The 25,931-nt window shown below is 43.2% G+C and carries 12 protein-coding genes; 9 read left to right on the plus strand and 3 right to left on the minus strand.

Translation table 11 applies throughout. From position 1 onward, the window contains the following. Window positions 1-59 precede the first annotated feature (59 nt). The 3 genes from OQ267_RS05945 to OQ267_RS05955 all read right to left on the minus strand — a co-directional run bounded on the left by OQ267_RS05945 (window position 60) and on the right by OQ267_RS05955 (window position 5,916). Complete coding sequence (locus OQ267_RS05945) at window positions 60-2,102, minus strand: alpha-glucuronidase (RefSeq protein WP_265835211.1); 2,043 nt, start codon at window positions 2,100-2,102, stop codon at window positions 60-62. A 1-nt stretch (window position 2,103) separates the two neighbouring features. Continuing rightward, entirely contained in the window at window positions 2,104-4,728 is a 2,625-nt protein-coding gene (locus OQ267_RS05950; protein WP_265835212.1) for a glycoside hydrolase family 3 C-terminal domain-containing protein, read from the minus strand. A 99-nt stretch (window positions 4,729-4,827) separates the two neighbouring features. Then, window positions 4,828-5,916 carry an endo-1,4-beta-xylanase gene (locus OQ267_RS05955; RefSeq protein WP_265835213.1) on the minus strand — a complete coding sequence of 363 codons (1,089 nt, stop codon included), beginning with the start codon at window positions 5,914-5,916 and terminating at the stop codon, window positions 4,828-4,830. 594 nt (window positions 5,917-6,510) lie between these two features. On the opposite strand from OQ267_RS05955, the gene OQ267_RS05960 reads away from it, so the two are divergent. From OQ267_RS05960 to OQ267_RS06000, 9 genes are all read left to right on the plus strand, one after another. Further along, window positions 6,511-10,680 carry a hybrid sensor histidine kinase/response regulator transcription factor gene (locus OQ267_RS05960; protein WP_265835214.1) on the plus strand — a complete coding sequence of 1,390 codons (4,170 nt, stop codon included), beginning with the start codon at window positions 6,511-6,513 and terminating at the stop codon, window positions 10,678-10,680. A gap of 258 nt (window positions 10,681-10,938) precedes the next feature. After that, a complete protein-coding gene (locus OQ267_RS05965; RefSeq protein WP_265835215.1) occupies window positions 10,939-12,879 on the plus strand; it encodes a sialate O-acetylesterase in 1,941 nt (646 codons plus the stop codon). A 263-nt stretch (window positions 12,880-13,142) separates the two neighbouring features. Next, the gene (locus tag OQ267_RS05970; RefSeq protein WP_265835216.1) at window positions 13,143-14,018 is read left to right on the plus strand and encodes a sialate O-acetylesterase; all 876 of its coding nucleotides are present in this window, start codon (window positions 13,143-13,145) and stop codon (window positions 14,016-14,018) included. A gap of 48 nt (window positions 14,019-14,066) precedes the next feature. After that, window positions 14,067-15,035, plus strand: a complete 969-nt coding sequence (locus OQ267_RS05975) for a glycoside hydrolase family 43 protein (protein ID WP_265835217.1) — start codon at window positions 14,067-14,069, stop codon at window positions 15,033-15,035. A 78-nt stretch (window positions 15,036-15,113) separates the two neighbouring features. Next, window positions 15,114-17,048: an alpha/beta hydrolase-fold protein gene (locus OQ267_RS05980; protein WP_265835218.1), complete on the plus strand. Its 1,935-nt coding sequence runs from the start codon at window positions 15,114-15,116 to the stop codon at window positions 17,046-17,048. 18 nt (window positions 17,049-17,066) lie between these two features. Then, a complete protein-coding gene (locus OQ267_RS05985; protein WP_265835219.1) occupies window positions 17,067-19,490 on the plus strand; it encodes a glycoside hydrolase family 127 protein in 2,424 nt (807 codons plus the stop codon). A gap of 34 nt (window positions 19,491-19,524) precedes the next feature. Then, complete coding sequence (locus OQ267_RS05990) at window positions 19,525-22,011, plus strand: glycoside hydrolase family 95 protein (protein ID WP_265835220.1); 2,487 nt, start codon at window positions 19,525-19,527, stop codon at window positions 22,009-22,011. Between the two features lie 26 nt (window positions 22,012-22,037). Next, window positions 22,038-23,615, plus strand: coding sequence for a glycoside hydrolase 43 family protein (locus OQ267_RS05995; RefSeq protein ID WP_265835221.1), 1,578 nt, complete (start codon window positions 22,038-22,040; stop codon window positions 23,613-23,615). A 165-nt stretch (window positions 23,616-23,780) separates the two neighbouring features. Further along, window positions 23,781-25,562: a glycoside hydrolase family 43 protein gene (locus OQ267_RS06000; protein WP_265835222.1), complete on the plus strand. Its 1,782-nt coding sequence runs from the start codon at window positions 23,781-23,783 to the stop codon at window positions 25,560-25,562. Window positions 25,563-25,931: the final 369 nt, after the last annotated feature.

Raw genomic sequence — 25,931 nt, forward strand, 5'->3', positions numbered from 1 at the left:
TATCCTTCGGTTGCTGAAAAATCCGCCTTGCAAAAACGAGGCGGTATGGCGTACCAAAACTACTCATAACTTTTACTTTTGCTCAGGGTTTTCAGGGCATCGAGGTCATGAACAGGGCGCTCGATATCAAAAGGAATTTCCCTTTTGCTGAAAGTCTGAAAATACAGCAGGCAGGCATCCTTCCAGATTTGGGCATCACGGCTTTGTATCCGCAATTTGGATTGTACTGCCATGAAGCGTTCTTCATCTACAAGGCCATGCATTTTATCCCAGGTTTTCTGGAAATCCCGCACCTGTTGTACGCCGGTATCATAACGATAGCAGAGTGCTGTCCAGAGATCTTGACCATTTTTAAGCCGGTAAGTCCAGGGCACATGATGAAACCACAACAGGTATTCTTCGGGGCAGGTATTCAGGTCATCAAATCTGGAACGCAATGGTTCGTGGTATTGTGCTACGGCATTGCTTCCGCTGTGGCTCCTGTTAAAACCCAGCCCTTCCAGGTCTGCCTTGTGGTAATATACAGAAGTCCAATCGGCCCTGATTTTAGTATTGGCAAACCAGGGAGCAGGGCCATAATGATGTCCCTCGGCAAAGATGTGGTGCAGGCCAAGTGGCATCATGTAATTCACTATTGCTTCGCGACTTTCGAGCATCATTTTCTTAACGGGTTTCACAAATGACTGGTCCTTTGCATTCTCCCGAACACCTAAAAATGTCTGTCTGATCCATTCATCGGCAATGTCTTCACTTTTAAGCTGGTTATTCCAGGCCAATCTGCCGAAAGCATACCAGTTGGCCTGTGCAAAAATATGCCCGGTCCAGTTGCGGTCTGAACCGATATTAGCCACACCTGCAATAGCAGTGAATGTACTTTTATCCTGTGTTCCGTCAGTAACCACCGCAACAGTGCTTCCTTTGCCTTTTTGGTAAGTATCGCTGTTTAAACATTCCTCCCAGAGGGTAGAGAGAAAAGCAAGTTGTTTGGATTGGCCGAGGTATTCCTGCGTAATCTGAAATTCCGGCATCACCGGTGTCTGGTTCATTGCACCAAATAAGGCACTGAAAGGTTCACGGGGCTGAAAATCCAATGGTCCGTTTTTGACCTGGAGGATCACATTTTTCTTAAATTTCCCATCGTAGCGAAGGAATTCTGTATAAGCCTGTTTGGTTCGGTCCTGTTCGCTGGTTTGGTAAACAAAAGCCCGCCACATCACGATTCCGTTGAAAGGAGATACCGCATCAGCCATCATATTCGCGCCATCCACGTGTGTGCGGCCAAAATCCTGCGGACCCGGTTGTCCTTCACTATTGGCCTTCACCAGAAAACCGCCAAAATCAGGAATCAGCTGGTAAATTTCTTTCGCTTTGTTTGCCCACCATTTTCTGACGAGTGGATCAAGTGGATCGGCAGTTTTCAGTTTTCCGATGGTAACCGGTGAGGAAAAATTAACAGACAGATAAACCTTTAAACCATAGGGGCGTAGAATTCCGGCAATGGCCTGAACCTTTTTAAGGTAGGGTGCCGTTAAAATTTTTGCCGAGGCATTCACATTGTTTAATACTGTTCCGTTTATGCCGATGGAAGCATTGGCCCTGCCATATAATTGATAAAGCGCCTCATCTGCCTTGCTGATGGTTAAATCCTGATCATTTTTCCAGAAGATGGATTGACCGGCATAACCACGTTCTACTGATCCATCCAGATTATCCCAATGATTCAATATCCTGCGGGAATAGGAGGGGTTGGAACTAAAGTGATCATCCGTTTTGCCCATATACTGCCTTCTGAGCAGTTCATAGGTTCCATAAAGGATGCCAAGATCGGTTCTGGCAATAATTTTATCCTGTTCCAGGCGAAAGCCATCACCTTTAATGGATGCATGCTGGCTGAATTCGAACTTTATGTTGGCCTCATTTTTACCTAGCCATCCCGTTTTCAGCTCATTTATCGCAACATCCAGAACGGATGATTTTCTGCTGTGCTGTATCTGAACACTTGCAGCAGATTTACCACGCAGCCAAAGTTCATGTCCGTCTTCAGCTTTTGCAAGATAGGCACAGGCAATAAAAGTCAGTACCAGGTATATTGTTCTTTTCATTTTAGTTGATGTTAAGCGTGTGGCTTAAAATATTTCCGCTGGTTTTCAAGGTTTCGTCGGGCTGACTGCCACCAACAGTAATGTCTATTTTGCCTGTCAGCGGTTGTTTTTTGCCGTTTTGATCAATATAGGTAAGGTCGCCGGGTTGCAGGTTAAAACTGATGAGCTGGCTTTTGCCAGGGGCCAGGCTTACCCTTTGGAAACCTTTAAGTGCTTTCCTGGCAGCTTTAATCGCCGGATCACTGTGCGTTACATATAGTTGTACAACCTCATCACCCTCCATTTTTCCGGTATTGGTGATTTTTACGGTGACTTTAGTGCCTTTACCCGCTTTAATTGTTGCGGGTGCGTTAAAGCCTTCATAACGAAAAGTGGTGTAACTTAATCCGTAGCCAAAACCAAAAAGCGGCTTGCCTTTAAAGTAGCGGTAGGTCCGGTTTTCCATACTGTAATCATTAAAGTTGGCCAGATCCTGGTCGCTTTTATAGAAAGTAACCGGGAGTCTGCCAGATGGATTATAATCGCCAAAAAGCAGGTCGGCGATGGCCGTACCAGCCGATTGACCACCATACCAGGCATTAACAATCGCCGGAATATTTTCTGCTTCCCACGGCATGGCAATGGCACTTCCTGTCATCATCACAAAAACCACTGGTTTACCGCTGTTTTTTAAGGCTTTCATTAATGCTGTTTGCGCTTGTGGAAGCATGATGGATGTCCGGTCGCCACCGCTAAAACCAGGAAGATCGACCTTCATTTCTTCGCCCTCCAGCTGAGGAGAGATGCCTCCTGCAAAAATAAAGGCATCTGCATCCTGGTGCCGCTTGACCAAAGCATTAAAATCAGTACGCATAAATGCACCACCGGAGAAGCGGATTTTAGCGGTACCTTCGCCTTGCCAGTATTCAATAACCAGGTTATAAGTACTATCCTTAACAGTTTGTAGCTTATAGGTTTGTGCTCCCCAGCGGTTTCTGGTCCAGGCATCCAATACTTTTTTCCCATTTACAAAAAAGCGGTAGCCGTCATCAGCTTCCAGCTCAAAAGTCATGCTGCCTGTTTGCGCGGCTTTAAAGTCGGTGGTGTATCGTGCTGAAAAATGATTTGCGGTAAGGCCTCCTTCCATCTGCTGGCCTTCCTGCCAACTGTGGTTAAGGCTGGCCTCCATTTGTGTAAGAATTGGTTTTCCTTCCAGTTTCTCCCCTTTAAAATATTCTGATTTAAATCCCTGCTTACCGTCGATGTTCAGTTGTTTGTCCAGATCAAGGTAATTTAAAAGGGTATCGTTTGTAAATGATACGGCTTGTTCATACACCACCGCTGTATTTGGACCAACTTTGTTTTTTATGCCTTCCAGTACCGTGGTGATTTTGGATGGGGTACCATTATAATTACCCAGTACGGCAATGGCATTATCTGCATTCGGACCTAAAACCACCAGTTTCTTCAGGTTTTTTTTCAATGGAAGGGTATTGGCCTCATTGCGCAGTAAAACCATTGATTCGCGGGCCATTTTCAGTGCATGTGCCTGATGATCCTTATTTTCCAATACGGTGATGGGGGTATTGGCATATTTAACCATCGTTGGCGGATCGAACATGCCCAGTCTGAAGCGGATCATAAATAAGCGTTTTACGGAAACATCGATGTCCTTTTCTGTAATGATCCCGTTTTTAACTGCAGTAAGCAAGGCTTTGTAAGCATCTGTGCCACAATCAATATCAGTACCATGAAAAACAGCATCCGCAGAGGCTGCAGCAGCATCTTTATGGGTTTTATGATTTTTAAAGAAATCATCTATCGCCCAGCAATCGGAGGTTACATAACCGGTAAACTTCCATTGCCTGCGCAGGATATCTGTCATAAGTAAATCGCTGGCACAGCAAGGCTGCCCCTGAAAAGCATTATAAGCACACATTACACCCGCCACCTTAGATTGGGTAACCAGTTTTTCGAACGCAGGAAGATAGGTATCCCAAAGATCAAACTGACTGACGTCGGCATTAAATACATGCCGCAGTGGTTCCGGTCCGCTATGTACCGCATAATGTTTGGCACAGGCAGCGGCCTTTAAATATTTAGGATCATCACCCTGCAAGCCTCTTACAAAAGCATCACCCAGAGTAGCGGTAAGGTAAGGGTCTTCACCATAGGTTTCCTGACCCCGGCCCCAGCGGGGATCGCGAAAAATATTGATATTGGGTGTCCAGTAGGTCAAACCCAGGTAGCGCTCATTGGTTCTACCTAATTCTACCGCTTTATTGTAGATGGCACGACCTTCGAGTGCAGCATAATCAGCCATTTTAAACAGGGCATCCGAATCAAAGGTGGCTGCCATGGCAATGGCTTGCGGAAACACGGTTACCTTAAAAGGGGTACGGGCCACGCCATGAAGGGTTTCGTTCCACCAGTCGTATGCCGGGATTTTTAATCTCGGAATGGCCGGGGCAGAGTTGAGCATCTGAAATACTTTTTCTTCCAGTGTCAGGCGTGAAACCAGGTCGTCAACTCTTCTTTCAAAAGGCAGTTTATAATCCTGAAAAGGGTATTGTTGCGCTTTTACTGAACTGAAACCCGTTAAAAGTAAAAGGGTGATGAAGATTTTTAAAGGTTGGGCTTTTCTCATAGGTTTTGGTTAGCGATCACCAAAGTTCATGGCGAATTAATCGTTTTAGCAGATGGTTAATATTTTATAGGTTGATAAATTGTGGATCCAATATCGGATCTAAAACTTGGTCACTTCATAAAATGCCTTTTTGGGCTTTAGTTCAGTGTCAAATAACAGGGGATAATTTTTTCTGCCCCGGGCATCCAGCCAGGTATAGCGGTCAGACAGGTTCCAGAAGGTTACGCCGGTAATGTTTTTTCTATATTTCCGCAATACTTCAAATATCATTTTATATTGTTCCATCTGGCGCGATTCCATTTCCGGGGTAAATTCTACCTTTGCTTTTTGTTCGGCATTTTGAATGAGCTGCCCGCCCTGGTTGCCATCGTATACAGAAACATCCAGTTCGGTAATCTGCACATCCAGGCCCAGGCCGGCAAATAACGCGATTGATTTTTCAAGTTCGGAACGGCTTGGGTTACTTACCGACCAATGTCCCTGTAAGCCGATGCCATGAATGGGTACGCCCCTGGCCAGCAAGGTCTTTAGCATTTTATAAATTTTATCCCGCTTTTTAGGTTGTTCTGTATTATAATCATTATAAAATAAACGGGCCTTTGGATCGGCCTCATGCGCGTAACGGAAAGCCATTTCTACAAAATCCTCACCTGCTATTTTATAAAATTGCGAATTGCGGAAATAGGTAGAATCGTCAGCAATAACTTCATTTACCACATCCCAAGCATAAATATCTTTTTTATAGTGATTAACTACAGTATGAATGTGTTCCTTTAACCTTTTCAATAATAAATCTTTTGATACGGTATTTCCCTGTTCATCTTTGAAAAACCATCGCGGTGCCTGATTGTACCACACCAGACAATGCCCCCTCATTTTTAGGTTGTTTTTTCTGGCGAAACCGGCAATAGCGTCTCCGTTTCTCCAGTTGTATTCATTTTCCACAGGATGAATCGGGGCCATTTTCATGGCATTTTCTGCTGTCACGCTATTGAATTGATCTAGGATGAGTGCTTTGTTTGTGCCATCCAGATCACGTGGGGTAATGGCTACGCCAATAGGAAAGTAGTTTCGGTAATAGTCTTTTAAACCCTTTGCTTTCGGCAGCATTGGTTTAAAGGCTGTCATGATGATGCCAAAAGCCATCAAAAGTAGGGTACCGATGATGAACACATTCCTTTTTGTCATATTTGGTTTTTTAGGATTTGCAAATTCGCCACATTTTGATTTTTAACAGTGCTCTTATGGATAAATATCGGAAACAAATGTTTTCTAACCATTAGATTACAAAGTGATTTTGCACGCCTTTACTTTATGTGAAATGCTTTTTAACCCTGTAAACGGATAAAAATGAACATCTGTTGCCGCACTTTTTACAATAATCACACTCCGCTGTTTTCATTTGTCCTAATTTAGCAAATTCAATGGTAACCGGGGCTATCCCGTAACCAGACAAAAATAAATAACCAAATATGATATACCATCAAACTGGCAGGACCGCCCCGCTTAAACCGGAGCTTCATACAGCACTTATTTTAAAGCATTGCTGAACATTAACTTTAAGCTGAACTGACTGAAATGCATGTTCATCATCATCAAATAAATAATTGATTCGCTGTACTATTAAATTTTATATAAATTGGTGGCTTTAACCAAATCATCTCCCAATAGGCCTGTTCAAACACATGGCCTATTTGCAAAGGATAACTGGTTTACCGCTTGGAAAATCATCAGATTTTGCAGGTTTAAAGTTAACCGGAATAAAAAATTGACCTAATCATCATGCTGAACCGCGTTGTTTTAAATACTGTTTTTTGTTTTACGCTTTGTCTGGTTTTCACAATGTCCGGACATGCACAAGAACAAAAAATTAATTTTACTTCCCTACAAATCAGAGACGGACTTTCTTCCAATACGGTGAATGCGATTCAAAAGGACCACTATGGTTTGATGTGGTTCGCGACAGAAGACGGACTGAATAAGTTTGACGGAAGTAACTTTACCGTATACCGGTATAAATCAGATGATTCTACTGGCATCCAGTCTAATGACATCAGATCCCTGCATGAAGATAAATCCGGAAATTTATGGATTGGTACTTCGGGCGGTTCTCTGAGTTTATTTGACCGGAAAAAAAATGCTTTTATTACCTTCCCTGCAAACAAAGCCGATGCACTGAGTAGTAATATCATTCGTTCTATCTGCAGTGATTATAAAGGTAAGGTATGGGTTGCCACATTTAATGGTTTGGATGAACTTGATCCCAAAACCCGCAAAATTAAAAACCACCTTCGCCAGTATAGCTCCAAAGGTTCTTTTCCTGCACTCACCTTTAACTGCCTGATTGAAGACAGTAAACGCAGAATCTGGGTAGGTTCAAACAATGGCATTTACTTATACCAAAGGGCAACCAACACTTTCAGGTTATTTCAGCATAATGCTTCTGATCCTGCCGGTTTGTGTGATAATGCTGTCTCATCAATCGTGGAAGATAAAACCGGAAACATCTGGTTTGGTACCAGAAATGGCCTGAGTATGCTGCTTCCGGAAGGAAAAGGTTTTAAAACGTTAAGGAATAACAAAGGTGACCTGAATACGCTGATGAACAATGGCATCAGAAGCCTGGCTGTTGATCAGAAGAATCAGCTCTGGATCGGAACGGAAGATGGCTTAAACGTACTGGACATTAAAAGTGGCAGGATGTCGAGATACAGGCCCGATTCGAGGGATATTTACAGCCTGACCGGCAAATCGATCAGTTGCATCTATGTCGATAACGCCGGGATTTACTGGCTTGGGCCTTACCATGGCGGGGTATGTAAATATGATACCAACCTGAATTTATTTCACCTGAAGCAAAGTAATATTCTGGACCGGAATGGTTTGAATGGTTCTGTTGTCACATCATTTGCCGCATATAAAGGCGATATATTTGTAGGTACCGATGGGGGAGGTTTGAATCTGTTTAACCGCAAAACAGAACTGGTGCAGCGGTTTGATGCAGGTCTTGCCGATGGAAGTGCCTTAAATAACATATCCATCATGGCCATGGAACTGACCCGGCAGCAAAAACTCTACATGGGTACCTATTCAAATGGTTTGGTGGTGATGGACTTGGCCACGCAAAACCTGAAGCAGTATAAACAGGGTACAGGTGCCAATGCCTTAAATTCAAACGATATTTTCTGTATTAAAGAAGACCACACTGGTAAAATCTGGGTAGGAACCAATGGTGGTGGAGTAAATGTGCTAAATGCCGACAATAAGGCATTGATTAAATACTGCAAAAACCCGAAGGCCATCAATGAAGTGGATTATCCCGGCAATAATTTTATCCGTTTTATTGAAGAAGACAACGCCGGCAATATCTGGATCGGTTCATACGGATCGGGCATAGCCATCTTTAACCAAACCGGAAAAACGTTTACCATCCTGAACAAAGCAGAAAATAAATTACCCAATGATCTGACTTTATCTATTCTGAAAGACCATGCCGGTGATTTATGGGTAGGAACGTTCAGCGGTGGATTAAGCTTGTATAATCAGGCTACTAAAAAGTTTATCACCTTTGGTGAAAAGGAAGGGCTAAACAATGCCACTGTATATGCTATAAAAGAAGATAAGCAGGGACAGATATGGGTGAGCACCAATAAAGGCATCAGTAGCTTTGACCGAAAATCACATACGTTCACCAATTATACCATTTATAACGGCGTTCAGAACAATAATTTTGTAGTGGGCGCCGGGCTGAGCACTCCTGATGGTGAAATCTATTTTGGTGGTGCTGATGGTTTTAATTATTTTAATCCGCAGTATTTTAAAAAGAATAAAAATCTGCCTTCAGTTCTTTTTACTGATCTCAGAATATCCAATACCTCCATTCTTCCGGCAGAAGACGGGCCGATTGAAGAGGATATTTCAGTGGCAAAAGATATTTACCTGGATTATAAGCAAAGCTTTACATTGAGTTATGTGAGCGTCAATTATACTGCGCCGGAGCAAAACCGCTATTCGTATCGTTTAGAAGGTTTTGATAATGAATGGATCAATGCCGGATCTTCTAAATCGGTATCCTATACCAATCTGGATCCGGGTGACTATGTATTTCATGTTAAAGCCAGTAACAATGATGGTTTGTGGAATGCAGCAGAAACTTCCATCCGTATCCACGTGCGGCCACCTTTCTGGCGAAGCATTTATGCGTATATTTTTTATGTTGTTTTAATTGCCGGATCCTTGCTGTATATCCGTCACCGTGGCATCCGGAAGTTAAAAAGGGAATTTGCCGTGGTTCAGGAGAAAATGAAGGCCGATCAGCGCAGCATGCAGGAAAAACAGGAAGCCGAAAGGTTAAGAGAACTGGATAAACTGAAGATCAAATTCCTAACCAACTTGAGCCATGAATTCCGTACACCGCTTTCCTTAATTATGGGGCCGGTAGATAAACTGATTGCAGAAGAAAAAGACAGTCAGGTTGTTGCGCCGCTAAGCATGATTAAACGCAATACCAAGCGCTTGCTTAACCTGGTGAACCAAATTCTTGATTTCAGGAAAATTGAAGATCATGAATTGAGATTAGACCGTTCGGAAACCGATATTGTGGCTTTTATTAAAGAAGTACTCGAATCATTTAATGATTTGAGTGAACGCAAGCAAATTCAGCTTATTTTTAAAAGTCAGCTGCGTTATTTTAATGCTGCTTTTGATCACGATAAAATAGAGCGCGTATTATTTAACCTGTTGTCTAATGCGTTTAAGTTTACCTCGCAGGGTGGTACCATTTCCGTAGAGCTGGAAAAAAAGGAATTTTCGGCAGGCAACGGTCAATCGGCCTTAGTGATTAAGGTTACTGATACAGGGATCGGCATCAACACAGCAGACCAGGAAAAGATATTTGAACGTTTTTTTCAGGCCGATGGCATCGCTCCGATTTTAAATCAGGGAAGCGGGATTGGTTTATCAATAGCAAAGGAATTTGTGAAACTGCATGGGGGAGACATTACCGTACAGAGCGAACCCGGTGTGGGAAGTACTTTTTGCATTGAGTTGCCATTTGCTGAAGCAGAATTTTCAGAGGAGTTAACCATTGATTTCTCTGATTCAGGAAAAACTGAAGTGATCGCGGAAGAAAATGAGGAAACTGCCAAACAAACATCAGGAGCAGAAATTCCATCTATTTTACTGGTAGAGGATAATGAGGATTTTCGTTTTTACCTGAAGGATGGATTAAAATCATCTTTCAAGGTACATGAAGCCTGTAATGGTCAGGAAGGATGGCAAAAAGCCCTGGCTAACCATCCACAGATCATTGTTAGCGACATCAATATGCCTTATATGAATGGAATTGAATTGTGCAAAAAATTGAAATCAGATAAGCGTACAAACCATATCCCGGTTATTTTATTAACAGCCCTAACGGGTGAAGAAGAGCAGATCAAAGGACTGGAAACCGGTGCAAATGATTACCTGACCAAGCCTTTTAATTTTGAAATTCTGCATGCGAAAATTAGAAACCTGCTGGCCCTGAATCAAAGGTTAAGGGATACCTATACCAAGCAAATTAAAGTTCAGGCACCAGAGGTGGTCATCGAATCGCATAGCAACCGCTTACTGAATAAGGTTGCACTGTATATTGAGGAAAACCTGAACAATCCAAAGCTGTCGGTAGAAGATTTAAGTAAACATGTGGGCATGAGCAGGGGTTCGCTTTACCATAAAATTTTAGAACTGACAGGACTTTCACCAGTAGAGTATATCAGGTCGGTTAAGCTGGATAAGGCAACCGTATTACTGGAAAAAAGCGATCTGAATGTATCGCAGATTGCCTATATGGTTGGTTTTGCCACGCCAAATTATTTTGCGAAATCATTTAAGGCCAAATACAATATGCAGCCCTCTGAATACATGAATCTGAAACGGAAGTTGGAGGATCATGTTACAAAGGACAAGTAAGATGTTCACCCTGATCTGGATGTTGGCTTTGAATTAAATTGTTCTTGCCCCGCTCACGCTCGTTTCCAGACCAGCACAGGCATAAAGCTGTGAACGATTGGGTTTCCAGATCAGGTGTTTGTTTTTTTACGTTCTTCTTCCTTTCAGCGAAAAGGTGCCGATAGGAGGCCAACTTAAACATTTATCGCACTTTTTTATTCAAATCTGTTTTATTGGCTTAGGCAATTAAACTAAATTTGAAGATTAACCAATTATAGCATGAGCCTGAGCAAGCGCTTTATTTTTTTTCTATACCTTATTTTTTGTGGGGCCTCGGCAGGAAATGCCCAGATCAGATTGCCGCATATTATCTGCGACAGCATGATCCTGCAGCGCGATCAGCCTTTGGAAATATGGGGATGGGCTTCACCAGGCGAACGGGTGATACTCCATTTTAAGGGAAAGCAATTCAGCACTACAGCAGGTGCAGATGAAAAGTGGCGCATCGCACTTCCGGCCGTGAAAGCGGGCGGGCCTTATACCATGGAATTTTCCGGTAAAAATAAAGTGGTATTAAAAGATGTTCTTTTTGGTGATGTATGGCTCTGCGCCGGACAATCCAATATGGTACACCAGCTGAAGGTACACAATATTACCTACGCAAAGGACATTGCTGCTGCAAATTATCCGCAGATCAGGCAATTCTGGGTGCCCACGGCCACCAATTTAAACGGACCATCCAAAGACCTGCCTAAAAGCAACTGGAAACCGGCCACCCGGGAAGGCATCAATGATTTTTCTGCTGTGGCTTATTTTTTTGCACGTAAAATCTATGAAGAACAAAAAATACCCATCGGGATCATCAATTCAAGTGTTGGCGGAACCACAATTGAAGCCTGGACAGGGGAAGACGGATTAAAAGGAATGGATGAAATCAGTCAGGTTATTGCCCGTAATAAAGACACGGCTGCAGTTAACAAAATAAACAGGATGGCCGATGCCAGCCAAGCCCCGCCTGCAGTAAGTGCCGATAAAGGCTTGCTGGAGGAGGTGAAATGGTTTGATCCGGCATACCAGCCTAAAGGGTGGCGTAAGTTTGATCTGCCTGGTTACTGGGAAGATCAGGGCGTGCGGGATCTGGATGGTGTGGTCTGGTTCCGGAAAGAAATAGAAGTACCTGCTGGTATGGCCGATGCTCCTGCCTTTATCCAGCTGGGAAGAATAGTTGATGCAGACCGCCTTTACCTCAACGGAACGCTTGTGGGTTCAACGGGCTATCAGTATCCTCAAAGAAGATACCATGTCGCCGCCGGCGTACTAAAGCCCGGTAAAAATATTTTGGTGGTTCGGGTTGAAAATTCAAATGGAAAAGGAGGTTTTGTGCCAGATAAACCGTATTCGATTGAAGCTAATCAACAGCTAATCAGTTTGAAAGGAGAATGGCAATATAAAGTAGGAGAAACTTATCGACCTGTATTTAGAAAGGGCCCCTTCCGCATTCAGGAACAGGCGCAACCTACCGCACTTTATAATGCGATGGTAGCACCTGCTATTCAATACGGGATAAAAGGCGTATTGTGGTATCAGGGTGAAAGTAATGTTGGCAATGCATTGGCCTATAAAAAGTTATTGCCGGCCATGATTCAGGACTGGAGGACGCAGTTTAAAAAACCTGACCTTCCGTTTTACTATGTTCAACTGCCCAATTACGGCGATATGCGCTATCAGCCAGGTGAAAGTGCCTGGGCTTTGTTGAGAGAAGCAGCACTGGAAACACTCCAGGTACCCCATACCGGAATGGCCGTTACAATTGATCTTGGAGAGTGGAATGACATTCATCCGGATGATAAAAAAGATGTTGGCGAACGCCTGGCATTGATTGCTGAACGATGGAGTTACGGAAGAAAAAATCTCGTTTATTCGGGGCCTATTTACAAATCCTCGGCTATTGAAGGTCGTCAGATGATCCTCCGTTTTGATCATATCGGTTCAGGCCTGAAAACAATCGATGGAGAAGCCCTTTCACAGTTTGAAATTGCCGGTGCAGACAAGAAATTTGTATGGGCAGATGCAGAAATTAAAGGTGATCAGGTGATTGTTCATTCATCACAGATTGAAAAGCCGATGTATGTACGTTATGCCTGGGCAGATAATCCGGTTAATCCAAATTTATATAACCAGGAAAACCTTCCGGCTTCACCCTTTCGTACTGACAGGTAGCCTGATTAAGTTTCAGGTTAATTAATGACCTTCCATACCTGTTTTATTCTTTTCACTCAAGGGTTAAACTTAAAGATGTTTGTATCCAAAGCGTTACCTCTCAAAATCACCGGTAAACATATTTTCTATAATAATCATCAAAACTTCCCGCCTGAAACGGGCATATCGCCTAGTTTTATCCTGTGGTATTCCTGATCGGGTCATTATTAAGTTATAGTGATTTTTTAAATCAGGAAAGGCACGATGAATATTAATTTATCACCATGAATGACCAAAAACTGCTAACCAGAATTTTATCGCCTGTTAATTTAAAAAGGATCATTATAACTGCGCTGTTATTTTTAACCCTGCCATTTACTTCCTTTGCACAAGACCCGGATTTTCATATTTACCTTTGCTTGGGCCAGTCAAATATGGAAGGAAATGCCCGTTTTGAAGCACAGGATACCGTTCAGGTTGACCCTCGTTTTCAGGTTTTGCAGGCGGTTAATTGTCCGGATTTGAAGCGGGAAATGAATCAATGGTACACTGCCGTTCCGCCTTTAACCCGTTGCAATACCGGCTTAACACCAATTGATTATTTCGGGCGCACCATGGTTGCTGAACTTCCTGAAAAAGTACGCGTTGGGGTGATTGTCGTAGCTGTCGGCGGATGCAAAATTGAATTATTTGATAAAGACAATTATACCTCTTATACGGCCACTGCACCAGAATGGATGAAAGGTATGCTTCAGCAATATGATGGGAATCCTTATGGTCGTTTATTAAGCCTGGCAAAGGAAGCACAGAAAAAAGGCGTTATTAAAGGAATATTGCTCCATCAGGGGGAATCCAATACGGGCGATAGCTTATGGCTGCACAAAGTAAAAGGCGTTTATGATCACCTGCTTCAGGATCTTCATCTGCAACCTGATCAGGTGCCATTGCTTGCGGGCGAGGTTGTGAATGCAGATCAGGGTGGGGTTTGCGCCAGTATGAACAATATCATTGCAAAGCTGCCTCAAACCATTCCTGCTGCACATGTCATTTCCTCAAAAGGTTGTACGGTAGCTGCTGATAAACTCCATTTTAATGCTGCGGGTTACCGTGAACTTGGAAAGCGATATGCTGCACAAATGCTTTCGCTGTTAAAAAAATAAGACTAAATCCCTGCAGTTTAATTATTAAACTAACCAAATACGAACGATATGAAATTCCCTTACCTGATGCTGCTGATTGCGGTGATCTGCTCCGCACAAAGTAATTTAAAGGCACAGAATCCCGTTATTAAAAATATTTTTACGGCCGATCCGGCACCAATCGTGTATAAAAATACTGTTTATCTTTATGCCGGGCATGATACGGCTACAGTAAAAGATACCAATTATAAAATGCCCGACTGGCATGTGTTTTCTTCTCAGAATATGGTCGATTGGAAAGACCATGGCGCGCTGCTTTCACCCAAAACATTTTCATGGGCAGGCGGAGATGCTTATGCTGCACAATGTATTTTCCGTAACGGTAAGTTTTACTGGTTTGTATCAACAGGGCATCAGAAAAATGCGGAAAGTGGCGGCGGAATGGCCATTGGGGTTGCTGTATCAGATCATCCGACGGGGCCATTTAAAGATGCGATAGGAAAGGCACTGATCACCAATGAAATGACCAAAGATAAAAAACACGGATGGGATGATATCGATCCTACTGTATTTATCGACGATGATGGCCAGGCCTATCTTTTCTGGGGCAACGGCAGTTGCAAAAGTGTAAAACTTAAAAAAAATATGACGGAGCTGGATGGGCCGATTACGGTATTGGATATTAAAAACTATATAGAAGGCCCCTGGGTTTATAAAAGAAAGGGAAATTATTACCTGGTTTATGCGGGCGCCGGTACCAAACCCGAAATGATTGAATATTGTATGGCTAAAAGTCCGCAGGGCCCTTGGGTGTACAAAGGGATTATTCAGGAAAACGTAGCCAATAGTTTTACTACGCACCCGGGAATTGTAGATTTTAAAGGAAAATCCTATTTTTTCTATCATAACGGCACGTTGCCAACCGGTGGAAGTTACAGAAGATCAATTTGCATCGATTATATGCATTACAATCCGGATGGTACGATTCAGAAAATCATTCAAACAACTGAAGGTGTCGCTGCCGTTGGTAAACGCTAAACCAGCCCATTCAATCATAAAATGCAACAGCACAGACAGCATTGCCGTGCCTGATAACCTTAATTAACCTAACCAAATATGCTTAAACCTTCACAATTTCATATCGCCTTGCTCTTCGGCATTTCAGCGTTATTTACCTTTCCGGCTTTCTCACAGGGCATGGTAACACCGGGCCCGCCGGAATTTGACGTAGAAAAACCAAATATACCCCACGGGAAAATCGATACCCTGACTTATGCTTCCAAAACTGTTGGAAACAATCGCCGGGCCCTGGTCTACACGCCGCCGGGTTACGCTAAAAATAAAAAATACCCGGTTTTATATCTTTTGCATGGCATAGGAGGTGATGAAAAAGAATGGTTCAGGGGTGGAAAACCACAGGTCATTCTTGATAATCTGTATGCAGATGGGAAAATTGAACCAATGGTGGTGGTAATGCCCAACGGAAGAGCCATGAAAGATGACCGTGCAACGGGTAACATTATGGCGAAAGATAAAGTAGAAGCCTTTGCCAACTTTGAAAAAGACTTGCTGAATGATCTCATTCCATATGTGGAGAAGAAATTAAGCGTCTACAAAGACCGCGAGCACAGGGCAATTGCCGGCTTGTCAATGGGCGGAGGCCAGTCTCTCAATTTTGGTTTAGGCAATCTGAATAAATTTGCCTGGGTAGGTGGATTTTCTTCTGCACCAAATACCAAGTTGCCTCAGGAACTGGTACCTGATCCTAAAAAAGCAAAAGAAATGCTGAAGTTATTGTTTATTTCCTGTGGGGCAAGTGATAACCTCATCAGTTTCAGTAAGCGTACACATGGTTACCTGCAAAAAAATGATGTCCCGCATATTTATTTCATTGAGCCAGGTGTACATGATTTTAAGGTATGGAAAGATGGTTTGTATATGTTTTCGCAGTTAATTTTCAAACCCGTAGATACCGCCACATTTTCTAAATATCCGGTAGCAGGAGTACCGGCCTCAACTAATATCGGATCAAACAAATATCCGCAGATTCTGGATGATCACCGGGTGATGTTTAGTATTTCTGCACCAGAAGCCCAAAAGGTACAGGTAGATTTAGGGAAAAAATATGATATGGTAAAGGATAGCCAGGGAAAATGGACAGCCACCACTGATTCTATTGGCGAAGGCTTTCACTATTATTCGCTCATTATCGATGGCATTCCGGTAGCCGATCCGGCCAGTAAAACGTATTATGGAATGGGCAGGATGGCTAGTGGTATCGAAATACCATTTACAGGTGGCGCTTATTATGCTTTGAAAGATGTGCCACATGGTGATATCCGGTTGAAGAAGTATTTTTCTAAAGTCACCAACTCCTGGAGACAGTTTTATGTATATACGCCACCAGGTTATGATGCCGGTACCAGTGAAAAATATCCCGTGCTTTATATTCTCCACGGAGGAGGTGAAGATGAAACGGGGTGGGCAAACCAGGGGAAAACTGATCTGATCCTGGATAACCTGATCGCGGCGCAAAAGGCCAAACCCATGCTCATTGTCATGCCTGATGCCAACGTGGGTGGATCGGCTTTCGCTGAAAGCGGATTAAAAACGTTTGAATCCGAACTCAAGGAGGTGATCATTCCACTCGTGGAAAAAACGTACCGTACCAAAACCGATGCTGCAAACCGTGCTTTGGCAGGTTTATCAATGGGCGGAATGCATACCCTGTATACCGGAATCAAAAATACAGCTGATTTTGCATATCTGGGCGTGTTCAGCTCCGGCTGGATTGTTGGTCGCCAGAATGAGGTAGCCGATGCCCAATACGATTTTATGAAAAACAACCGTGAAAAAATCAATGCTAACCTGAAACAGTTCTGGATTGCCATGGGTGGTAAGGAAGATATTGCTTATAAAAACTGTCAGGTCATGATGGATAAGCTGAAAAATTTAAACATCAATTACACTTACCAGGAGTACCCCGGCGGCCATACCTGGCCGGTATGGCGCAATAATCTTTACCAATTTTCTGCCTTACTTTTTAAATAACACGATATAAATAATATAATGATGAAGATGCTATGGAAGTTTCCAGCCGCTAAAACTATTTTACCGCAATGCTGCTTTGCTGCTGTACTGATGACAAGCTTTTGCGGAACCGTGATTGCACAGGACAAGTTGTATCCCAATACCTTTCCACTCGAGCAGGTCACTTTGCTTAAAGGGCCATTTGGCCATGCCCGCGACCTCAACATTCAAACTTTATTGAGTTATGATCTGGATAAATTACTCTATCCTTACCTGAAGGAAGCCCAGCTGCCAGTTGTTAAAAGTGGTTATAAAAACTGGGATGGCCTTGACGGGCATGTTGGCGGACATTACCTTTCTGCGCTGGCTTTTAATTATGCTTCTACCAATAACCCGGAATGTAAAAGCCGCATGGATAAAATGGTTGAGGTGCTGAAAGCATGCCAGCGCAAAAATACGGCAGGGCAGCCTGACTGGGGAAAAGGCTATGCTGGTGGCGTACCAAACAGTCGTGAGGTATGGTCGAAACTTAAAAACGGAGATTTTAAAGCTTATAAGGCGGCCTGGGTGCCCTGGTATAACTTACACAAAACATTTGCCGGTTTGCGTGATGCCTGGGTATACGGAAAAAGTGCGGAAGCCAAAGATGTTTTTCTTAAATTCTGCGACTGGGCCATTGACATCACATCAGGCCTTTCTGAACAACAGATGCAGGAAATGTTAGATACAGAGCATGGCGGAATGAATGAGGTGCTGGCTGATGCCTATCAGCTTAGCGGTAACCAGAAATACCTGAATGCGGCCATGCGTTTTTCGCATCAGATGTTACTCAAACCAATGTCAAATGATCAGGATAACCTCAATAACAAACACGCCAATACACAGGTGCCGAAGGCCATTGGTTTTCAGCGGATCGGCGAATTAAACCACAATAGTGCTTATGAAGAATCGGGGCATTTTTTCTGGGAAACCGTTACCGGAAAACGCAGTCTGGCCTTTGGTGGAAACAGCCGCAGGGAGTTTTTTCCGAGTGCCGCTGCCAGTGCTGATTTTGTAAACGATGTGGAAGGCCCTGAAACCTGCAATACCTACAATATGCTTAAACTTACCGAGGGATTGTTCAGAGAGAAACCGGATGCGAAATACGCCGATTTTTACGAACGCGCACTCTACAACCACATTCTTTCTACGCAGCATCCGCAACATGGCGGATATGTTTATTTTACACCAGCCAGGCCAAGGCACTACCGGGTTTATTCGGCACCGAATGAAGCCATGTGGTGTTGTGTGGGCAGTGGCATGGAAAACCATAGTAAATACAACGAATTTATTTATACACACCGGAAAGATTCTTTATACCTGAATCTGTTTATTGCTTCTGAACTGGATTGGAAAGAAAAGAATATTAAACTAAAGCAAGAAACCCTGTTTCCTGATGAAGCGCGTACCCGGCTAACCGTAATAAATGGTTCAGCAGCATTTACCCTCCTGCTCAGACACCCTTCGTGGGTGAAAAAGGATAGTATGGAAGTCAAAATCAATGGAAAAAAAATAAGCTATACCTTATCTCCTTCATCTTATATCGCTATTCAGCGTAAGTGGAAAAAAGGGGATGTGGTAGAACTTGATATGCCGATGGAATCAACCATTGAGCGTCTGCCTAACCTTCCGGAATATGTGGCCATTATGCACGGGCCAATTTTGCTGGGTGCCAAAACCAAAACAGAGCACCTTAACGGACTGATCGCAAATGATAGTCGCTGGGGGCATATTGCCAGTGGTCAGAAGTTAGCCATTGATCAGGCACCAATTTTAATTGATCAGGATATAACTAAAATCTCCGGTAAGCTTGTTCCGGTTGCGGGTCATCCCATGCAGTTTTCTTTTGTCAATGAACAAATTATTAATCCCGAACCACTAACGCTTGAACCCTTTTACCGCATCCATGATTCGAGGTATATGATGTACTGGATGGCTTTAACACCAGGTCAATATAAAGATTATCTGAATGAGGTAAAGCGATCAGAGGCGGAGAAAATGGCACTTTCAGCACGTACGGTGGATTTTGTATCCCCCGGCGAGCAGCAGCCCGAGGTGGATCATCAGCTGAAGAGCGAACGTTCTCAAAGCGGATCTTATTTGGATGAATTCTGGCGGGATGCCGGCAACGGCGGATATTTTAGTTATCAGTTAAGTACCGGCGGTTCGGACGCGTTGTTACTTCATGTCCGTTATCATACTATAGGCAATGCCAATGGTCAGTTTGATATTTTGATTGACGACCAAAAATTATTAACCGTTAATCCTGCTGCCGTGCAACATAAACCAGGCTTTTACAACCAGGAATATAAAATTCCCGTAAGCATGCTTAAAGGCAAACAAAATATCCGGGTGAAATTTGTATCCCTGGATAAGAAAGCTACCGGCAGGGTTTATTATGTCCGTTTAGTGAAGCCTGAATAAACGATACCATTCCTAAAACAATAAAAATCTTTCAATGAGCCCAGGCAAACACCTCAGGATACTGACATTCATATTCTTATTTTCAGCTGCTTTTAGTTCTTTTTTAAAAGCTCAGCAAACTGATGATTCCAGATTAAAACTCTGGTATCATCAGCCTGCCGGAAAAGTGTGGGAAAATGCCCTGCCTGTGGGGAATGGCATGCTTGGTGCCATGGTGTATGGAAATGTGGAACGGGAAATCCTTAAACTCAATGAACATACGCTTTGGAGCGGAGGCCCGTACCAGAATGATGTTCCGGAAACCATCAATTATTTAGCAGAAATCAGGCAGTTGATTTTTGATGGAAAACACAAAGCGGCAGAAAACCTGGCCAATAAAGTGATGTTTGGAAAAAAATCTTCCGGACAGATTTTTCAGCCAGCAGGAAATCTCGAACTCAGTTTTCCAGGTCAGGATGTTTATCAAAACTATCGTCGGGAACTGGACCTGGAAAAGGCTGTGGCGAAAACCAGCTATACAGTTGCCGGGGTAACCTATACCAGAACCACATTTGCCGCTTTTGGTAACCGGGTGATTGTGATGCGGCTTACGGCCAGCAAGCCTGGACAAATTTCTTTCTCAGCAACTTATACTACGCCACACAAAAATGTGGTCAGGTCTTCGGAAGCAAAAGACCTGATGATGGAAGGCACTTCAAGTGACCATGAAGGGGTAAAAGGAAAAGTAAAATACCAGGTTATCAGCCAATTCAAAAATGAAGGGGGTAGTGCCATGGTTTCAGACAGCAGTATCACGGTAAAAAGGGCAGATGCGGTTACGGTTTATATTTCCATTGCCACCAATTTTAATAATTATCTTGATGTGAGTGGAAATGCTGCTGCCCGTGCTTCAGCATACCTGAAAAAGGCCGTGGCAAAATCTTATGCCAGCGTGTATCATACCCATGTAGCAGAATATCAAAAATATTTTAACCGGGTGCAATTGGACCTGGGAACAACTCCTGCTGCTGCATTACCTACGGATCAGCGGCTGGCAAATTTCAGAAAGGTAGATGATCCGGCTTTTGTAGCCCTTTATTACCAGTTCGGGCGATATCTGCTCATCAGTTCTTCGCAGCCCGGGGGGCAGCCCGCAAACTTACAGGGCATCTGGAATGATAAACTTTATCCGGCCTGGGACAGTAAATACACCATCAATATCAATGCACAGATGAATTACTGGCCGGCAGAACCTACTAATCTTGCTGAATTGCATGAACCTTTTCTGAAAATGGTAAAAGAAATGGCTGAAACCGGTACAGTCACCGCGAGGAACATGTATGGGGCAAGAGGATGGGTCGCCCATCATAACACGGATATCTGGAGAAGTACCGGCCCTGTGGATGGGGCATTTTGGGGCATCTGGAATGCCGGTGGCGGGTGGACAAGTCAGCACCTCTGGCAACATTATCTCTATAATGGCGACAAAAACTACCTGAAAACGGTTTATCCGGTGATGAAAGGAGCAGCGGCTTTTTATAAAGACTTTCTGGTGGTACACCCGAAATATAAATGGCTGGTGGTTAACCCGGGCACTTCACCCGAAAATGCACCCCAGGCACATGGGGGTTCATCTATAGATGCCGGCACAACCATGGATAACCAGATCGTTTTTGATGTTTTCTCTTCGGTGATCCAGGCCGCAAAAATCCTGAACATTGATCAGAATTTCACCGATAGCCTGGCGAAGATGCGGGCCCAATTACCCCCGATGCACATCGGTAAGTACGGACAGTTGCAGGAATGGCTGGATGATATCGACAGTCCGAATGACAAACACCGTCATATTTCACACCTTTATGGGCTCTTCCCTTCCAATCAGATTTCACCATATCGCACACCCTTACTTTTTTCGGCAGCCAAAAATACGCTATTGCAGCGGGGAGATGTTTCAACCGGCTGGAGCATGGGCTGGAAAATTAACTGGTGGGCCAGGATGCAGGATGGAAATCATGCCTATCAGCTGATCCAGAACCAATTGACACCATTAGGCGTAAATCCGGGCGGTGGAGGTACCTATAACAATCTTTTTGATGCGCACCCGCCTTTTCAGATTGACGGAAATTTTGGTTGCACATCCGGGATTACGGAGATGCTGATGCAAAGTGCTGATGAAGCCCTGCAGCTCCTGCCGGCACTTCCCGAGGTATGGAAGAAGCAGGGAACGATAAAAGGATTGCGCGCCAGGGGAGGTTTTGAAGTAAAGGAAATGGGATGGGTAGCGGGTAAACTGACTAAAGTTGTAATCAGGTCAACCATTGGCGGTAACCTGCGTCTTCGGGTGCCCAATCAGCTGAAAGGCCGGGGATTTGTACTGCAACCCGCTAAGGGAAGCAATCCAAATGTATTTTATGCCGTAGCTAAAACACCTGCTGCCCTGTTGTCTGAACATGCAGTAACTGCCGAACCTGTTTTGCGGGAGACTTTCTTATATGATATTCCTACAATTGCGGGTAAATCTTACACACTTCTGTTAAAATGATCTTTACAATCAAAACAATATATAAAATGAAGATGAGAAAATTACTGGCCTGTCTGCTGTTTATCGCCTTGTTAAACCTGCAGGCATTTGCTCAGCAACAGGCACAAAATCCGGTTATTTTTGCCGATGTACCCGATCTTTCCATGATCCGGGTTGGTGATACCTATTACATGAGCAGCACCACGATGCACATGAGCCCGGGTTTGCCTATCATGAAATCAAAAGACCTGGTGAACTGGCAAATGGTGGGTTACGCCTATGATACACTGGCCAATGTAGATGCACTGAATCTGGTTAATGGTAAAAGTGCCTATGGAAAAGGTACCTGGGCGAGCAGTTTGCGCTATCATGAGGGTATTTATTATGTGAGCACTTTTGCTCAGACTACCGGAAAGACGACCATCTTCAGTACCAAAGATATCGAAAAAGGAAACTGGAAAAGGATAGATTTCAAACCCAGTCTTCATGATCATTCTTTATTTTTTGATCACGGAAAAGCCTACATGGTATATGGCAGCGGGAAAATTAAATTGGTTGAGCTGAAGGCTGACCTCAGCAGAATCAATACCGAGGTGCCTGAACGTATATTAATAGAAGATGCCGGAATGCCTTCGGGTAATGCAGGCGGCTTGCCTGCCGAAGGCTCACAATTATTTAAGGTGAAAGGAAAATACTACCTGTTCAATATCACCTGGCCAAAAGGAGGAATGCGGACCGTAGTGATCCACCGCTCGGATAATTTATTCGGCCCTTATGAAGGGAAAGTAGCTTTACAGGATAAGGGTGTGGCGCAAGGTGGCATGATTGATACACCTGAAGGAGACTGGTTTGCCTATTTGTTTCGGGATAATGGCGCCGTTGGACGGATTCCTTACCTCGTGCCGATCAGATGGGAAAATGACTGGCCCATCTTAGGGATTGACGGCAAAGTGCCCGAAACACTTCATTTGCCAAAAAGTAAAGGAATGATTCCGTCGATTGCTGCTTCAGATGAATTTATCCGAAAAAAAGGAGAACGTGATTTGCCACTGGTTTGGCAATGGAACCATAATCCTGATGCACAATACTGGTCGGTTCACCAAAGAAAAGGTTATCTGCGGTTAACTACCGGACGTATTGATACCAGCTTTCTTACTGCCAGGAATACGCTTACGCAACGCACCATCGGCCCATTTTCATCGGCCACTACGGCTTTGGATCTTTCCAATATGAAAAACGGTGATTTTGCCGGCCTGGCAGTTTTACAGAAAAATTATGGACAAATCTATATAAAAGTAGAAAATGAGCATAAGTCGATCGTTTTCGTTAATGCTACCGGGGGGAAAGCCAAATTATCAACAGCAATTCCCATTCAGCAAAACAAAATATTCTTCAGGGTTGATTGCAATTTTGCTGAAAGAAAAGATCTCGCTACATTCTTTTATAGCCTGGATGGAAAAGCATGGATAAGCATTGGCGATCCGGTAAAAATGAGCTATACCATTCCGCACTTTATGGGTTATCGCTTTGCACTTTTTAACTATGCAGAAAAAGAATCAGGTGGCTATGTTGATTTTGATTATTTCCATTTGTCAGAAAAGCCTTCCATTCAGAGCACAGAATAAAAAGACAAGCCTTTTTTATACCAAAATTGAACAATAATGCTAATAATTTAGTCAATAGTTCAACGCTGCGGTATCTGATAGGCCTATCTTCGGAATTTATTAAGGGTATGAATGTGTGGTGATAATGGCCAGCATTCATCTGGAATAACCAATATAAACTGATTTATGAACAAACCATTTGAAAACCTTTTTCTGAAAATGAAAAATCTGGACAAACCATATTTTTCTTTTAAACTTATACTCGCAGGTGCATTAACCTGTTTCACCTTTTTTTTATTTAGCGCTTTTACTCAGAATGCTGATGGCCGTAAACCAGTGCCATCAGCTATTCCTTTATTTAGTAATTACGTTTATCAGGGTGACGATGATATTTATAAAAAATATCCCCTAAAAGCCGATGAGTTTTATACACCCATCCTTCAGGGGTGTTATCCAGACCCCAGCATCACCAAGAAAGGAGATGATTATTACCTGGTGGTTTCCTCTTTTGCATTCTTTCCCGGAGTTCCTATTTTTCATTCTAAAGATTTAGTAAACTGGAAACAACTCGGACACGTATTAGACCGCACTTCGCAACTAAAAGTGGCACGTTCTGGCATGAGTGCCGGCATTTATGCACCAGCTATCTTATACAACAAGCTTAATGATACCTTCTACATGATTACCACGCAGATTGCAGGCGGAATGGGGAATATGGTGGTGAAAACGAAAGATCCGGCCAAAGGATGGAGTGAGCCTTATCAACTAAAATTTGATGGCATCGATCCGTCATTGTTTTTTGATGATAACGGAAAGGCCTACGTAGTGCACAATGATGCTCCTGAAAAGGAATTGTATACCGGTCACCGGGCCATCAAAATCTGGGAGTATGATTTGGTAAATGACCAGATTATTCCGGGTACGGATAAAATTATTGTGAATGGCGGGGTAGATCTGAGCAAGCGCCCGATATGGATTGAAGCGCCGCATATTTATAAAAAGAATAATAAGTATTACCTGATGTGTGCCGAAGGCGGTACAGGCGGTGCGCACAGCGAGGTTATTTTTGTGAGCGATAACGTTAAAGGGCCATATGTACCTTCAGCAAAAAATCCGATTTTAAGTCAGCGTCATCTTCCGGCTAAAAGGGCAGATAAAATAGACTGGGCAGGTCATGCTGATCTGGTAGAAGGTCCGAACGGACAGTATTATGGCGTGTTCCTGGGCATCAGGCCAAATGAAAAAGACCGTGTAAATACTGGTCGCGAAACGTATATTCTTCCGGTAAACTGGGATGGAGAGTTTCCTGTTTTTGAAGGTGGACTGGAGCCTTTAAAAACAAAACTGAAAATGCCTGCAGGGGTTAAAAATAACACCGGCAAACCTGGTTTTTTCCCAAATGGGAACTTTACTTTCCGGGATAACTTTTCTGCAGGAAAGCTGGATTACCGCTGGATTGGATTAAGAGGGCCAAGAGAAGAATTTGCTGCAGTAACGCCCAATGGTTTGCAGATTAAGCCCTTTGCTAAAGATGTAAAAGCTGCTGAACCCATTTCTGCATTGTTTCAGCGGCAGCAGCACAATAGCTTCTCCACCACGGTAACGATGAATTATAAACCAGATACGGATAAAGACCTGGCCGGAATTGTTTGTCTGCAAAAGGAAAGCTATCACTATGTTTTTGGTGTCACTAAAAAAGATAATGATTATTACCTTTTATTGCAACGTACGGAAGACAATGCCTCAACCATATTGGCAAAGGTAAAAATTGATGTTAACCGCCCTATCGATTTGAAGGTAGCTGCAAAAGGTGATGATTACACTTTCAGCTATGCTTCAGGAGACAAGAAATTTACCAATCTGGGTGGTACCGTTTCTGGTGATATCCTTTCAACAAATGTGGCAAAAGGATTCACCGGTGCCCTAATCGGACTTTATGCTACTTCAGCAAGCGAGGTTAAATTGTAAGCAATTGTTATAAAAAGTAAATTTTAAAGTATGCGCCCTGGTTTGTGGAAACACGACCAGGGCTTTTTATTTATCCTCCTTTTGTATTGAGGCAATTTAATTATCAGATGAATATTAATAACATCACTATGTCCATTTTATGACTAATACATCATACATCATTTAGTCTTTTCGGTATTTTTCGCAGGTTTGGTGTTTTGTTATCCTGCTGAAACATTCCCATTATGAATGCTTATGCATTTTTTTTATGTTTTTGGAGATTAAAATACACTAAGTCTTAAAAATATTATTCAGGGTAATAAATATTTTAAAATAATTTTTCGTCATAATTGCTTTTATATGTCTCTAAGGGCGGTTTTCTGGCTGCTT

It is taken from the genome of Pedobacter sp. MR22-3, from assembly GCF_026240075.1.
Taxonomy (GTDB): Bacteria; Bacteroidota; Bacteroidia; order Sphingobacteriales; family Sphingobacteriaceae; genus Pedobacter.